13 protein-coding genes, 1 tRNA gene and 1 pseudogene are annotated in these 13,527 nt (G+C 59.1%); 6 read left to right on the plus strand and 9 right to left on the minus strand.

Annotation, left to right across the window (positions count from 1 at the left end; all coding sequences use genetic code 11):
- The first annotated feature begins 98 nt into the window (after positions 1-98).
- Both ACS0VV_RS03490 and ACS0VV_RS03495 read left to right on the plus strand, forming a co-directional pair.
- Positions 99-3,377 carry a type I restriction endonuclease subunit R gene (locus ACS0VV_RS03490; RefSeq protein ID WP_483531347.1) on the plus strand — a complete coding sequence of 1,093 codons (3,279 nt, stop codon included), beginning with the start codon at positions 99-101 and terminating at the stop codon, positions 3,375-3,377.
- The gene (locus tag ACS0VV_RS03495) at positions 3,374-4,099 is read left to right on the plus strand and encodes a M48 family metallopeptidase (RefSeq protein ID WP_483531348.1); all 726 of its coding nucleotides are present in this window, start codon (positions 3,374-3,376) and stop codon (positions 4,097-4,099) included. The genes ACS0VV_RS03490 and ACS0VV_RS03495 overlap by 4 nt, the downstream gene beginning before the upstream one ends.
- A gap of 3 nt (positions 4,100-4,102) precedes the next feature.
- Here the strand turns inward: ACS0VV_RS03495 and ACS0VV_RS03500 are convergent, their stop codons facing one another.
- A complete protein-coding gene (locus ACS0VV_RS03500) occupies positions 4,103-5,095 on the minus strand; it encodes a hypothetical protein (protein ID WP_483531349.1) in 993 nt (330 codons plus the stop codon).
- Positions 5,096-5,178: 83 nt separating this feature from the next.
- On the opposite strand from ACS0VV_RS03500, the gene ACS0VV_RS03505 reads away from it, so the two are divergent.
- On the plus strand, positions 5,179-5,385 hold the full coding sequence (locus ACS0VV_RS03505) for a helix-turn-helix domain-containing protein (RefSeq protein WP_483531350.1): 207 nt from the start codon (positions 5,179-5,181) through the stop codon (positions 5,383-5,385).
- Here ACS0VV_RS03505 and ACS0VV_RS03510 read toward each other — a convergent pair.
- From ACS0VV_RS03510 to ACS0VV_RS03520, 3 genes are all read right to left on the minus strand, one after another.
- A complete protein-coding gene (locus tag ACS0VV_RS03510; protein ID WP_483531351.1) occupies positions 5,375-5,737 on the minus strand; it encodes a DUF2958 domain-containing protein in 363 nt (120 codons plus the stop codon). The genes ACS0VV_RS03505 and ACS0VV_RS03510 overlap by 11 nt on opposite strands.
- Before the next feature lies 1 nt (position 5,738).
- Positions 5,739-6,809, minus strand: coding sequence for a PGN_0703 family putative restriction endonuclease (locus ACS0VV_RS03515; protein ID WP_483531352.1), 1,071 nt, complete (start codon positions 6,807-6,809; stop codon positions 5,739-5,741).
- A gap of 97 nt (positions 6,810-6,906) precedes the next feature.
- Positions 6,907-7,170, minus strand: a complete 264-nt coding sequence (locus ACS0VV_RS03520; RefSeq protein WP_483531353.1) for a hypothetical protein — start codon at positions 7,168-7,170, stop codon at positions 6,907-6,909.
- A 297-nt stretch (positions 7,171-7,467) separates the two neighbouring features.
- On the opposite strand from ACS0VV_RS03520, the gene ACS0VV_RS03525 reads away from it, so the two are divergent.
- Complete coding sequence (locus ACS0VV_RS03525) at positions 7,468-8,178, plus strand: endonuclease/exonuclease/phosphatase family protein (protein ID WP_483531354.1); 711 nt, start codon at positions 7,468-7,470, stop codon at positions 8,176-8,178.
- 56 nt (positions 8,179-8,234) lie between these two features.
- On the opposite strand, the gene ACS0VV_RS03530 is transcribed toward ACS0VV_RS03525, so the two are convergent.
- The 4 genes and pseudogenes from ACS0VV_RS03530 to yghU all read right to left on the minus strand — a co-directional run bounded on the left by ACS0VV_RS03530 (position 8,235) and on the right by yghU (position 11,043).
- Positions 8,235-9,755: a site-specific integrase gene (locus tag ACS0VV_RS03530; RefSeq protein ID WP_483533490.1), complete on the minus strand. Its 1,521-nt coding sequence runs from the start codon at positions 9,753-9,755 to the stop codon at positions 8,235-8,237.
- 33 nt (positions 9,756-9,788) lie between these two features.
- Positions 9,789-9,974 (minus strand): annotated as a pseudogene (locus ACS0VV_RS03535) (DUF6538 domain-containing protein); the annotation flags it as partial.
- Between the two features lie 87 nt (positions 9,975-10,061).
- Positions 10,062-10,136 (minus strand) — tRNA-Gln (locus tag ACS0VV_RS03540).
- Between the two features lie 61 nt (positions 10,137-10,197).
- Positions 10,198-11,043 (minus strand): glutathione-dependent disulfide-bond oxidoreductase, encoded by an 846-nt coding sequence (yghU, locus tag ACS0VV_RS03545; RefSeq protein WP_483531355.1) that lies wholly within the window; start codon positions 11,041-11,043, stop codon positions 10,198-10,200.
- Between the two features lie 311 nt (positions 11,044-11,354).
- Between yghU and trhO the strand changes: the two genes are divergently transcribed.
- A complete protein-coding gene (trhO, locus tag ACS0VV_RS03550) occupies positions 11,355-12,329 on the plus strand; it encodes an oxygen-dependent tRNA uridine(34) hydroxylase TrhO (protein ID WP_483531356.1) in 975 nt (324 codons plus the stop codon).
- Positions 12,322-12,951 (plus strand): glutathione S-transferase, encoded by a 630-nt coding sequence (locus tag ACS0VV_RS03555; RefSeq protein WP_483531357.1) that lies wholly within the window; start codon positions 12,322-12,324, stop codon positions 12,949-12,951. The genes trhO and ACS0VV_RS03555 overlap by 8 nt, the downstream gene beginning before the upstream one ends.
- Positions 12,952-12,963: 12 nt before the next feature.
- On the opposite strand, the gene ACS0VV_RS03560 is transcribed toward ACS0VV_RS03555, so the two are convergent.
- Complete coding sequence (locus ACS0VV_RS03560) at positions 12,964-13,440, minus strand: DUF4199 domain-containing protein (protein ID WP_483531358.1); 477 nt, start codon at positions 13,438-13,440, stop codon at positions 12,964-12,966.
- Positions 13,441-13,527: the final 87 nt, after the last annotated feature.

Here is a 13,527-nt window from a genome sequence, read left to right on the forward strand (position 1 = left end):
AACAAAAAGTTGAGTTTCAGAGGTCATGTGAGCCACCTCGAAATGGGTTCGAAATTCCGGAATTCAAGGCTTTTCAGCCGCTTGATTGGGGCTGCGGGATGACTGTCACCCCCAACACGGCAGAGCTATTCAGCGCCCATATTCCCGCGCTCGCGACGCTTGTAGCGCTCGAATGGGATTATCTTCCCCCTGCCGATTGTCTGGAGAAGCGAGGCGGTAACCAGTCGGTTCTGCTCACCCCGGTCCTCATTGACGAGCTGCGGCGGCGGACATTCTCCTATCGCGGCAAGGACTATCCCCTGTCGCCCAATGCCATCGATCAGATTGTGCGCGAGCTTTCCGCGCCCGCGCTCAACGAAGGCCTCATGACCGCCAACGAGCGGCTCTACAACATGATGGCCCTCGGTATCGCGGTAACCGAGTTCGTCGATGGCAAGAAGATCAGCATCACCGTACCGATCATCAACTGGACCCATCCGCTCGCCAACAGCTTCATCGTGACCGAAGAGTTCGAGGTGCTTGCCGCGGATGGCACGCATACCCGGCGGCCTGACATCGTCGGTTTCGTCAACGGCATCCCGCTCCTCGTGATCGAGGCGAAGCGTCCCGATAGCGGCAATCCCAACAAGTCGATGGTCGATGAAGGGATCAGTCAGACAATCCGCAACCAAAAGGTTGATGAGGTCCCTCAGCTGTTCGCCTATGCCCAGCTGCTCATGTCTATCGGCATGACCGATGGCAGGTATGGCACCACCAAGACGCAGCGCAAATTCTGGTCGCAATGGCGCGAGGAAGAGTTCGGCGAAGAGCGGTTCCAGGCGATCAAGAACAAGGCGTTGGGAAGCGACCCTCGTGCGGCGCTGATGCAGGACAGGGTGCGCGAGGTGCGCGATCATTTCACGCATCTGTGGAGCGCCGAACAGGCCGTGACGGGTCAGGACCGGCTCCTGATAAGCCTAGCCACTCCGGCGCGCCTTCTCGAACTCATCCGGTCCTTTGTCATCTTTGACCGAAAGGCGGGCAAGATCATCGCCCGGCATCAGCAATTCTTCGGCATCCGCTCGCTTTTGAAGCAAATCGCGATCGTTCGCCCTGATTGTGGCCGCGAGGGCGGAGTGATCTGGCATACGACCGGCTCTGGCAAGAGTTTCACGATGGTCATGCTGTGCAAGGCGTTGCTGCTCGATGAAGCCTTGCGTGAATGCAAGCTCGTTGTCGTCACCGACAGGCGCGATCTCGAAAAGCAGCTGGCCGGCAATTTCCTCTCAGGCGGCGCGTTCGGATCGGACATTGCCGACAAGGAAGGAGAACGGGCCAAGGTTCGCTCGGGCCGCGATCTTGCCCGCCGCATCGGCAAAGGCACGGAGCGGATCATTTTCACGATCATCAACAAGTTCGCGAGCGCGACCAAGCTTCCGGAATGCGCGAATGCCTCCGCCGATCTGATTGTGCTCGTCGATGAAGGGCATCGAAGCCAGGGCGGCGAAAACCATCAACGTATGCGCAAGGCGCTGCCGAATGCGTCCTATGTCGCATTTACCGGCACACCGCTGCTCAAGAACGACAAGACAGCCAACAAGTTTGGCCGGATTGTCCATGCATATACGATGAAGGATGCAGTGGCCGATGGGACTGTCACTCCGCTGATCTACGAAGAGCGCAAGCCCGTCCTCGACATCAATGAAGCCGCGATTGATAACTGGTTCGAGCGGATCACGGCTGGCCTGTCGGATAAGCAGCGAAGCGACCTCAAGGAGAAATACGGCAAGAAGGGGCCGGTTTATGGTTCGGCGAACCGGATCGATCTCATCGCCTGGGACATTGCCGTCCATTTCAGTGCGAACTTCAAAGAGCTCGATCTCGGGCTGAAAGGACAGCTGGCAACTGACAGCAAGCTCTCAGCTATCCGTTACAAGAAGGCGCTGGATGCAACCGGGCTGGTTACGAGTGCTGTCATCATTTCCTCGCCCGACACGCGGGAAGGGCACGAGGACGTCGATGAGGCGGAGCTGCCTGAAGTTCAGCAGTGGTGGAAGGACAACATCAAGGGCGATCCTGAAGAGTATGAGCGGCAGACCATCGAGGATTTCTCGACAGAGGGACGGCCAGATATCCTGATCGTCGTCGACAAGCTCCTGACGGGGTTTGATGAACCGCGAAATTCGGTGCTCTACATCGACAAGCCTTTGAAGGAGCACAATCTGATCCAGGCAATTGCGCGTGTGAACCGCCTGCACGAGCAGAAACCCTATGGGCTGTTGATCGATTATCGCGGAATACTGAGCGAACTCGACACTGCGCTTGCCGAGTATCAGGACCTTGCCGAGCGGACCCAGGGCGGGTTCGACATTGAGGACATCGACCAACTCTACATGAATGTGAGCACCGAGTATAAGCGGCTGCCAATGCTACACGACGCGCTCTGGGCAATCTTTTCGAGTGTGCGTAACCGCGCCGATATTGAGCAGTATCGTCAAATCTTGGTTCCTCAGGTCGAAGCCGGTGAGGATGGCACCCCGACGGATCGAAACCAGAAGATCAGGGAGGACTTCTATGAAGCGCTGACGGCGTTCGGCATGTGCCTGAAGGTCGCTCTCGCCTCGCGGTCGTTCTTCGAAGATGGCTCAATCGGGGAAGATCGCATCGCGACCTACAAGCGTGACCTGAAGTTCTTCACAAGCTTGCGCCAGATGGCCAAGCAGGATGCGCAGGAAACGGTCGATTTCAGCGCCTACGAGCAACAAATTCGCAAGCTGGTCGACCGCTATGTGCTGGCCGAGGATATTGCGGCCTCCGACGGCGTGGTGATCGTGAATGATCTAGGCCAAAATGCTGACCCGGAAACGTGGACTGAAGAGAAAACCCGCAACGAAACAGACATCATCAAGAGCCGTCTCAAAAAGACCATCGAACAGGAGCTCGTGGATGATCCCTACGCCGAGCAGTACTTTTCGGAGCTGCTGAAGCGGGCCATCGAAGAAGCACAGGCCATGTTCGATCATCCGGGGAAGCAATATACGCTCTTCAAGGAGCTTGAGGACCAGCTTGCGGATCGTGAGGTCGGTGGCACGCCCGAACGGCTCGCTGAGAACAGACATGCGGCAGCCTATTTCGGGCTCTTCAGATTGGCACTTGGCGACGATGCCGTGACGGGTGTCAATCGGGGACAATTCGAAGAGTTATCGCTCGCGATTGATGAAATTGTGCGCAATGCGATTGCCGAGAATTCGCTCAATCCCCACAACATAGAGGCCGCAATCCGCAAGGGTCTCCTGCCGCTCCTGTTTGGAGAGATTGGGCTAGATCTGGCGAAGTCCATGGCTGAAAAGGTCGTTGAGATCGTGCGGGTTGGATTGTCTCGCGGCACATTCGAATGAGCTTTGTTCTTCGTTATGGCGGCGAAGAAATCCGCTACTCTGTGAACGAGAACGCTCGCTTGCGCTCGCGTGTCCGGATTCATGTCGATCCTGCGGGCGGGATCGAGGTCGAACGACCGGAGCATGCTTCGGATGATGAAGTCCGTTCTGCGGTACAGAAGCGTGCCCGCTGGATCGCCAGGAATGTCAAAGCGGCAAGAGATGTGCGTCACCATGCACTGCCCCGCCGCTACGTTAGCGGCGAAGCGCATTTCTATCTGGGGCGACGATACAAGCTGATTGTGGTCGAGGCAGCAGGGGAAAAGTCGAGTGTAAGATTGTGGCGGGGACGGATCGAAGTTCGTTTGCCGGTTGCCGATCCAGCCGCAGTCCGAAGGAGACTGCACAGTTGGTATCGCGAACGGGCGACAGCCTATTTCGGTAACAAGATCGCAGAGATTGCCGCTCGATTTGCCGGGATCGACGAATCCCCGCCTTTCCAGCTTCTGGCAATGGAGAAGCAGTGGGGCAGCTGCTCGCCTGCCGGGCGACTGAGCCTGAACCCCGCGCTCATCAGGGCACCTGTCCATTGCATCGAATACGTGATCGTCCATGAGCTTTGCCACTTGATCGAGCACAATCACGGCAAGCGCTTTTACGCCTTGCTCGACCGCCGTTGCGCTGAATGGCGAAGTTGGAAGCAAGAACTGGATTTGATGGCCGAGCAGCTTTTGGTGGATTGAAGCCTAATTCTCGCAGTCGCTCACCGTGTAGCGCAAACGGATAGACGGATGATCGGGGCTTGATAGCAGAATGTCTGCTGCGCCCTCGGCGCGGTACTTGAACTCCCTGCCAGGCTGCGTCGTGCCAAGCAACGTGAAGTCGTCGCTTTCGTAGATACCCGCGACCAAGCGGACGGGGACGTCCGACGAGTTTGAGAACACGATTTCGTCACCCACGCAGAAACCTGCGATTTGCTCCGTCTCGATGCCGCCAGCGCCAAGGCCGGATACGGCTTCGCCGTTGGCGCCGGTCACATTGAAACCGTCGGTGATGGTGAAACGATGAAGTTGGGGCTCTCTGCTTGCCGGAGCATCAGACTCTCTCCTGCTGGCTAAGGGGGAGGCCTCCGCGATGCATGGCCCGATTACTGTGGTGAGCGGCGGACTGGACTGATCGACAACGAGAGTCGGCTCACCATTCATCAGCTGGAGCTGAACAGTAAGCCTGTCAGCGAAGGCCATTTCCTCCCTGAAAGCGGGCCATGGATCGTTCGATGCAAACTCGAAGGCGTTGGAATAGCGAGGATAGCGGTCTTGGAGATAGGTCGGTTCTTCATCGCCAAACCGAATTCTGGCTTCATGCAAGGGGACTGGTGTCCCATGGGTGATCTTCTCGGTGGCCTCGGCGGGATTTCCTGCGGCATCGAAGGTGGTGAAGCGATAGCTCAGCACTCCCGTTGCAGGACGACACGAGATCACAGCATCGATGAGGAAACCAGCCACCTCGATCTGGCGGCTGGCAGAAATAACTTCCTCGTCGGTCATCGGATCTGTCTCGGTCGCGAGCCTCCATTCGGACGGCGCGCCGAGGGTTTGATCGATCAATCCATTGCCGCCTGCGAGCGATGAGTCCCCGCCGAACCCAAAGCGATCCCACGCGAGCAGTAGGATGCCGCCACCAACAATCAGCGCAGCGATCCAGGCCCAACGGCCAACTTTGGACGAATAATCGGTCATGATCCCCCCAAAACTCCAAAGGCACTGCTTTTGTTGAGTATACTCCGTGGTTGAATACTCAACAATCCACTCAATTCTTGCCCATGAAGGCAAGAAAGCTTCTGGCGGCCAATCTGCGGCGATTACGGCGCGCCAAGGGTATTTCGCAGGAAGAGTTGGCTCATCAGGCCGATCTGGATCGTACCTACGTCAGTTCTCTCGAACGCTCGGTCTATGCCGCCAGCGTTGACGCGATCGAGAAACTTGCCGCAGCCCTTCAAGTCGAGCCTGCTGACCTGCTCAAGCCTTGATGTAGCCAACCGCTCGCGCTTCCTCGGTGTAGGCGCAGAGCGATTTGTCCGCCCTGAAGTATTCATCTCGCTCGACTGGCAGTCCGAGTCTTCCGCGCAGCGCATCGAGCTCGCTGAGGCGCACCCAGCCGAGTTCGGGGCAGTTCAGACCGAGATCGCAGAGCCCGAAGGCGAGGTCTTCGTCATCGGGGTCGATTTCGGTGAGGAGCCAAGTTGCGCCTGCGTCGGGGGTGAAGAGCTTGACCACTGGAAGGGGATCGATGTTCTCCCCGCCAGCGGTGCGGTGACCGTTGGCGAGGAGGGCGGCGTGATCCGCCTCGGTGATGAAGGCGGGACGCTCGGCGAGCCACATCTCAGGCAGCCTTGCTCTTGGGCAGGAGCGGGGTCTTGGAGGTCGCTTCGGCCTTCTTGTTCCAGCTTTCCGGCTCGACCTTGACCGCCTCGCGAATGACCTCGTCGATCAGCCACCAGTCGCAGTAGCGCTCCCAAAGTGCGGTAGCGAGGCTGTGTTCGCCCGCCCATCCATAGGCTTCGATGACCTGTTCGAGGTCGATGCTGACGAACGGGACCTGATGGTCGGTCGGCGGTGCGAGAAAGCTTTTGTAGAGCCGTGCCGCGTTCTGGACGAGGTGGTTGTGGTGCGGGGCGATCTGGACGAAGTACCCTTCGGCATAGTCCCCGCGCATGACAGCGGCCTGCGCCAGTAGATGTTCGCGAAAGAGCTGCTGGAACGGATTGACCCGCAGGGCCGCATGAGAAGGCTGTTTGAAGAGACCCGAGGCGGGCGCGAGTTCTTCGTAGCGAGGATTGAGTTCCGGAGGCGCGGATTCGTTGCAGCTCTCGGAATACTTCATCTCGACCGCTACGATTCCTGGTTTCCCGTCCGTGCGTTCGTAGACGAAGGCGACATCGAAGGCAGTCCGGTCGCCGGTCAGCGTCGGGTCCTGCCGCCCAGGCGAGTGCTCGAACCAGATATCGTGTACTGCCTTCAAATTGATGGCTGGGATGATTGCGCGCAGTATGCGGGCGGCAAGGGTGAGGTCGTTGCGGAGAGGCGCCATTAAATTGAAAGCGAGTGGCATCGACGAAAGCAAATTGCCGTAGAGGCGGGTCTGGTCGATGAGAGCCCCGTTCTCTTGGTATGCGATTTCAAGGCGGACGGTCTCGGCGATCTCGGGGCTGAGGAAATTGCGGCCTTCTTCGGCAGCCGTCTTGGAGATGAGCGAGCCGATGGCACGCTTGCGCCCGTCCTTTGTTATATAGGTGCCGATGGGCAGGTCTTGCTCTTCCCTCCACTTGGCTTGGAGCAACCGTGCGCAGGCGCGGAAGCGGTTGTCGAAGTCTTCGAAGACCTTGTACTTGGTGAGAACCGAACGGGGGATGATCGGCAACTGCGCGATCGGCTTGTTGTTGACGGGGATCATGGAAACTCCTTGCATTCCGCCTTGCATGTCGCGGCGGCGGCAAGGGGTTCACCAACAGTCTATGAATGTTTGCAGCAGGGTGAGGCGGCTGGGGGAGCTAGTTGCTGGAAGTAAGGCGGGGCTGCCGCCTTTCGATCCAGGCCTTGAGTACAGCAAGGCCACGAAGGGGGTGCCTTCTCCTGCCGTCAACGAGCAGGGACCCTTTGTCGGGATAATAGCTGGTGTAGGGATCGAGCTTGAGCTGGCAGGCTGCGGCCCTCTTCGCAACAAGTCCGGCATCGCCAAGCAGTGTGATCGCCTTCTTCATGGCCTCGGTATCGTCAGTTTCGATGACCGCATCTGGCATTTCGTCAAAGCGCATAGAAGCCCTTTCGGAATAATGGTTTTCCCCCGGACGCAGAGAAGAAGGGAGATATAGGGAAGGGCAAGGTGTTGGTGTTGAAGGTGAAGGCGAAGGTGAAGGTGAAGAGAAAGGAGAAGAAGGAGAGGAGGGGGGTGTCGCATATAGTCAGTCGCAACAGGACTGCGCTGGATCATTCCGCAGCTAGTCCCTGAGCGTTTTCTGCTCTTGGTTTGCCGATACACCGAAGCGAGTTAGAACAACGTCGAACATGAGTAAGTCGTCGTAAGAGGGCCAGGGAGCGTAGCAGCGTAAAGTATGACAAAGCTCCGCGTCGCGACATGGAACACTGAGTGGCGGGCCACGGCGTCGACTGATGCCTGTGTGATCCGCGAGCGATTGAACGCCTTCCAGCCGGATATCGTCTGCCTCACCGAAACCCATTTAGATTTCCTAGACGAATGGGCCGGACACGTGGTCTGTGGCGGCACCGATTGGGGAGGTCCTATTTTTGAAACTCGGCGCGAGGTGCTGCTTTGGTCACGTTGGCCTTGGATATCTGTCGATACCATCGGCGCGCCGGATTTGCCTCAGGGGCGTTTTGCTTCTGCAGTGCTGGATTCCCCTTTGGGCAATATCACTGTCGCCGGGATCGTGATCCCCTATCATATGGCGAATGTGCGCACAGGCGCCCGTGATCGCCGGCCTTGGGAACTCCACGAGCAATACCTCGATGCTCTTCCCCAGATCACGCATCGACTTCCGGCCAAGAGCCTCGTTCTAGGGGACTATAACCAGCGAATCCCCAGTAAATGGGTGCCAAGAGCGATGCGAGCGAAATTGCAGGATGCGTTTGCAGGACTGAAGATTGTCTCCACTGGATCGCTTGAGCCAATCGGGAAGCCTGCGATCGATCATATCGCGGTAGGCTCGGCGTGGGGCACGGCCCAGGTCGCGAGCATCTCGAACCTCACCAGCGAGGGCAAGCAGATCAGCGATCATTTCGGTGTATCGGCGATCATTGAATAGCTAGCTCGCACCATTCGCAAACCTTGTCTCTTCTGTTAGCAGATCGATCTTTGTGTTCAGTATTCCGATTGAGAAAGATACAAATGCGAAAGGTCGAGGCCGGTCTCGATCTGCTCCAACGCCTCCCGCAGCTGCCCGATCTGAAATGATGCCCCGTAGTTACCGGTCTCGCCGGTCTCGGTATGCCCGAGAATGCGAGCAATCACCGGCTTGGGTACGTCGGCCCAGCGCAACAAGGTCGTCGCCGTGTGCCTGAACGAGTGGAAGTCTAGCTTGGCTTCGTACACACCGATGGCCTTGCGGTAGTGGCCAAACCATTTGGTGAAATTCGTTCCATATTTTCCGCCCGCTGCGCGATCCAGCGACGGAAAGAGGCGGCTCTCTCCCTTCGCAAGAAGCTCGCTGTAATGCCGGATGAGGCCGATCTTGAGGATTTCCGAGTGGATCGGGACGGTCCGCACCGACGAGGGATTTTTGACATGCTTCCCATTCGTGCGGTTGATGTCGAAAACCCAATGGCCGTCCTCTTTCCTGACATCGGCAAGGTCAAGCTGGCAGATTTCCTCAAGGCGCATTCCAGAATGTACGGCGATGAGCGGGATCCAGAAGCGCTCGTCGCGGATAATCTCCGTACCCGCCTCGGCGCGTCGCTCACGCGACTTGCAACCCGTCCAGATGGGGCTGGCGAACAGCGCCTTCAGTTTGTCGTTTGTCCAGGCCTTGCGCGGCTCTGCGATTTGCCGTCGTCGCTTCTGCTTCCAGCCGCTGAAGATCGGTTCGACGGGTTCCTGGGCTTCGATAGCAACTGCCCAAAGCTGGGAAAGCGTGTTCAGGTGACGTGATACCGTCGTTGTTGAGAGGCGAGGAACCCTGAGCTTCTTCGTTCGACTGGCAATCTGAGAAATTTTCACCCCTGCGAACGCGGGGTCCTTGCTGTAGTTTGATGGAAGATCGGAGAGCAATTCCTTGAACTTTCGCGCATCCTCCCGGCTGTAGGCGCTCAGAGGCCGATCACCAGCCGCCTCGATGAAGAGACGGAACGAATTACGCGCCTGATTGCCGTAATGCTGAGACCAGTTGCCCCTTCGTACCTGATCTGCCCGAAAGGTGTCCGCCCTTTGCGAGAGCGGCTGATCGTTTGCCAACGGTTCGGCGTTGCCGCCGTCGTCGAACTGGAAATCGGGTGTTGGTGGTGAAACGGGAAGCGGAGCAGACTTCAGCAAGGCATCCTGCGGCTCATAGCTGAATTCGCCTCTGTAGCGCGCATCGAGCGCAGCGTAGAGATCGGGTGCAGCACGGAGCACTGCCTGCTGCAGCCGCCTGATGTCTGCCTCTGCAAGCTTGCCCGTAAGGTCGTGCTTTTCAATGATCTCGGCAACCTTGAACGCCGCGGAGTCTAGGTCGTTCGTGCCCAAGGCAATGCGCGCCTGTTCTGCGCCTTTGGCAAATTTCGCTCTTTGATCTTGGATGAGGTCTGGGTCGAAAGAGCGCCCTCTGGCAATCCGGGCTTCGTTGTCGGCATCAAGGTGCGACTGGTACATGTCCTTGATTAGTGCGGCGATCTGCTCGTCACTCAACCTCGGGTGTTGGTCGGAAATGGCAAACAACTCCTCGCATCGCAGGTAGAGTGCACGTGATACTCGCTGTGCTTCGTCAAATCTATGCGTTCTGAGGCTGATGCAGATGAAGTCTCGACCGAGACAAGCGCGGAGCCGCATGGGCACTCTACGGCGGAAGTAGTAAATCCCGTTTCTGCGGAACGTGTTCGGGATGGTACCCATGCGTAAATCGCCCATGTGTGTCACAGCCAAGTGTGACACAGCGCCTCACGCATCCCATCAACGGATCAAAATCCGAAGTACTTCAATTGCTTGGAAGAAAGTTGGCTGGGGTGGCAGGGATCGAACCTGCGAATGGCGGTACCAAAAACCGCTGCCTTACCGCTTGGCTACACCCCAGCAGAGGAACGCCCATATAGCGGCCATCTGCCGGGACGCAAGCCGTGGCTTTGCGGCAGGATTACACCTTCCCGACAAAATCCGCAGGCGAGTGCCGTTCGCGCAACTGTTCGTTCTCTTCGCCCCAGCTCTTGTTGACCATCCGCCCGCGTTGGAAGGCAGGGCGCGCGGCAATCTCTTTCGCCCAGCGCGCGACATTGGCGTATTCGTCGATGGCGAGGAATGTCTTCGCCTCGTTATAGATCGTGCCTTCGGTGAAGGGGATCATCCACGGTGCGGCGGCGATATCGGCGATGGTGTAGTCGTCCCCGCCGAGATAGCGGCTTTCCGCCAGCCGCTGGTCGGCGACATCGAACAACCGCTTGGTTTCCATCGCATAGCGATCAATCGGATAGCGGTATTTCTCCGGAGCGTAGGCATAGAAATGGCCGAACCCGCCGCCGATAAAGGGCGCGCTGCCGATCTGCCAGAACAGCCAGCTCAGCACCTCGGCGCGGGTGTGGTCGGTGGGCAGGAAGGCTCCGAACTTTTCCGCCAGATGCAGCAGGATCGCGCCGCTTTCAAAGACGCGAACGGGCGTGTCACCGCTACGGTCGAGCAGGGCTGGAATCTTGCCATTGGGATTGAGCGCGGTGAAGCCGCTCGAAAACTGGTCGCTATCGCTGATATTGATGAGCCATGCGTCGTATTCGGCCTCGGCAAAGCCCGCTTCGAGCAGCTCCTCAAACATCACGGTGGCCTTCACCCCGTTGGGCGTGGCGAGCGAATAAAGCTGGAAAGCGTGCTCGCCCTGCGGAAGCTCCCGCTCGAACCGCGCACCCGCAGTGGGGCGGTTGATATTGGCAAACTGTCCGCCGTTTTCGGACGGCTGCCAGACTTTGGGCGGAGTGTAAGTGGGGTCGGCCATGGGTGTTCCTTCGGGGAGGGGGTTGTGTTGCCGCCAGATGGGGCGTTTCCGCTGCCAGTGCAAACAAGGCAAATCTTGGGGCGCTTCAATCGCGGCTATTGGCCTTTGCAAAGCCGAGCGACGCTTTCCTACAAAGGGCCTGATATGCTGCTGGCGATGTCATGGACACAGCCTCGGCCATAACCGGCACTTGCACCGCTAAACTTGCTTGCGCGCAGGTGCCCGATCACGCCTTGGGTTTTTGTCCTCAGGACTGTGTAACAGGTGTAACAGGTTGCCCGCAGGCGGCTCGCCTCGCTAAAGGGCGGGGCATGTCTGACACCCCGCCCGCCACCAATGCGCCGATCCGCGTTGCCGCGCTCTACCAGTTCACGCGGTTTGACGATCCGGCTGCGCTCAAAGCGCCGCTGCTTGGCGTTTGCGAAGAGCAAGGCGTCAAGGGCACGCTGCTGCTGGCGCAGGAGGGGATCAACGGGACGATTGCAGGCTCACCCAAGAGCATCGACGCAGTGCTCGCGCACGTGCGCACACTGCCCGGTTGCGAGGCTATCGAGGTCAAATACTCCGCCGCTCTGGAGCCGCCCTTCCACCGCATGAAAGTGCGGCTGAAGCGCGAGATTGTGACGATGGGCGAACCCGATATCGACCCGCGTCGCCACGCGGGCACCTATGTCGCGCCCGAAGACTGGAACGCGCTGATCGCCGATCCCGACACCATCGTGATCGACACGCGCAACGATTACGAAGTCTCCATCGGCAGCTTCGCAGGCGCGATCGATCCCGAGACCCCGACCTTCCGCGACTTCCCCGCGTGGTTCCGCGAGCAGCGCGCAAAGTTGCTGGGCGAGGGCAAGACGCCCAAGGTCGCCATGTATTGCACCGGCGGGATACGCTGCGAGAAATCGACCGCTTTCCTCGCCAAGGAAGGGGTGGAGGAAGTCTATCACCTCAAAGGCGGCATCCTGAAGTATCTCGAAACGATCCCGCCCGAAAACAGCCTGTGGCGCGGCGAGTGCTTTGTGTTCGACGAGCGGGTGAGCGTCGGCCACGGTCTGGTGCAGGGCGAGCACGGCCTGTGCCGCGCCTGCCGCCGTCCGGTGAGCCGCGAGGATATGGAGTCGAAGCTGTTCGAGGAAGGGGTTAGCTGCCTCGCCTGCTTTAGCGAACGCAGCGAGGAACAGCGCGCCTCCTACCGCGAGCGCCAGCGTCAGGAGCGGCTGGCGGTCGAGCGTGGCGAGGCGCATGTGGGGCGGCACGAAGAGCCAAGCGAGGATGCCGATGGCTGATCCCGTCCTCTACAGCTTCCGCCGCTGCCCCTATGCAATGCGGGCGCGGATGGCGTTGGTTGTAAGCGGGACGGCCTGCGAATTGCGCGAAGTGAAGCTGGCGGACAAGCCGCAAGCGATGCTCGACGCCTCGCCCAAGGGCACGGTGCCGGTGCTGGTGCTGGACGACGGGACGGTGGTGGATGAGAGCGTCGATGTGATGCGCTGGGCTTTGGCGCAGAATGACCCCGAAAGCTGGCTCAACCGTGACGATGCGGAGCTGCGGATGGAGTGCGACGGGCCGTTCAAGCACGCGCTCGACCGCTACAAATACCCCAGTCGCTACAATGATTGCGACCCGCTGCCGCACCGCGCGCAGGGCGAGGAGTTTGTGCGCAAGCTCAACGCACGCCTGACCGAAAACGACCAGCTTGTCGGCGAGCATCGCGGCATGGCCGATATCGCTATCTTCCCCTTCATCCGCCAATTCGCCAATCACGACCGCGCATGGTTCGACGCGCTCGACCTGCCGCATTTGCAGAAATGGCTGGCGGGCCATCTGGCGAGCGGGCTGTTCGCCACGGCGATGCAACGCGAAAAGCCATGGCAAGAGGGCGATGCGCAGGTTGCCATGGCGCTCTGACCGCGCGGCCCCTCAGGCGGAAGTCTGCGCCGGCATAAAGCGCGGATTGCGCAGCAGCGCGGCGCTCACCAGTGGCACCACCAGCGCGACCGGCAGGATCTCGGTGAAAGTGATCGGCAAGCGGAAAAGCGGGTCAGCATAGTCGGGATAGCCCATCGCGATGGCAGCATCGACATAGGCGTAGTCGGTCGCAAACAGATAGGCTTCCCAGCCGATCACGTAGAAGAGCGAGGCGACCAGCGCCATGCCCGTGCCCAGCCCCAGCGCGGGCCAGAAGCGGATCACTCCGCCAAGTTCCACGTCGCGATAACGCTTCACGCCGACAAAGATGACGCTGAGCGCGATGAACATCGTGAGAAACCCGATGACCATCCCGACGGTGTTGGAGGTCTCCGCCAGATTGCCGAAATGCAGCGTGGTGAGGAACAACACCGCGAGGATCGTTCCGGCGATGCAGCCATAGGTGAGGATTGTGCGTGTCCGGGTCATGGTATGTCTCCCTGTTGGTGGCCCTGACCTGCCACCTGCGCCCCGGCCAATCTATCGCCCAAACGGGTGATTTGGCCATAATCGCCC

The sequence above is a fragment of the Aurantiacibacter sp. KMU-128 genome (assembly GCF_056933515.1).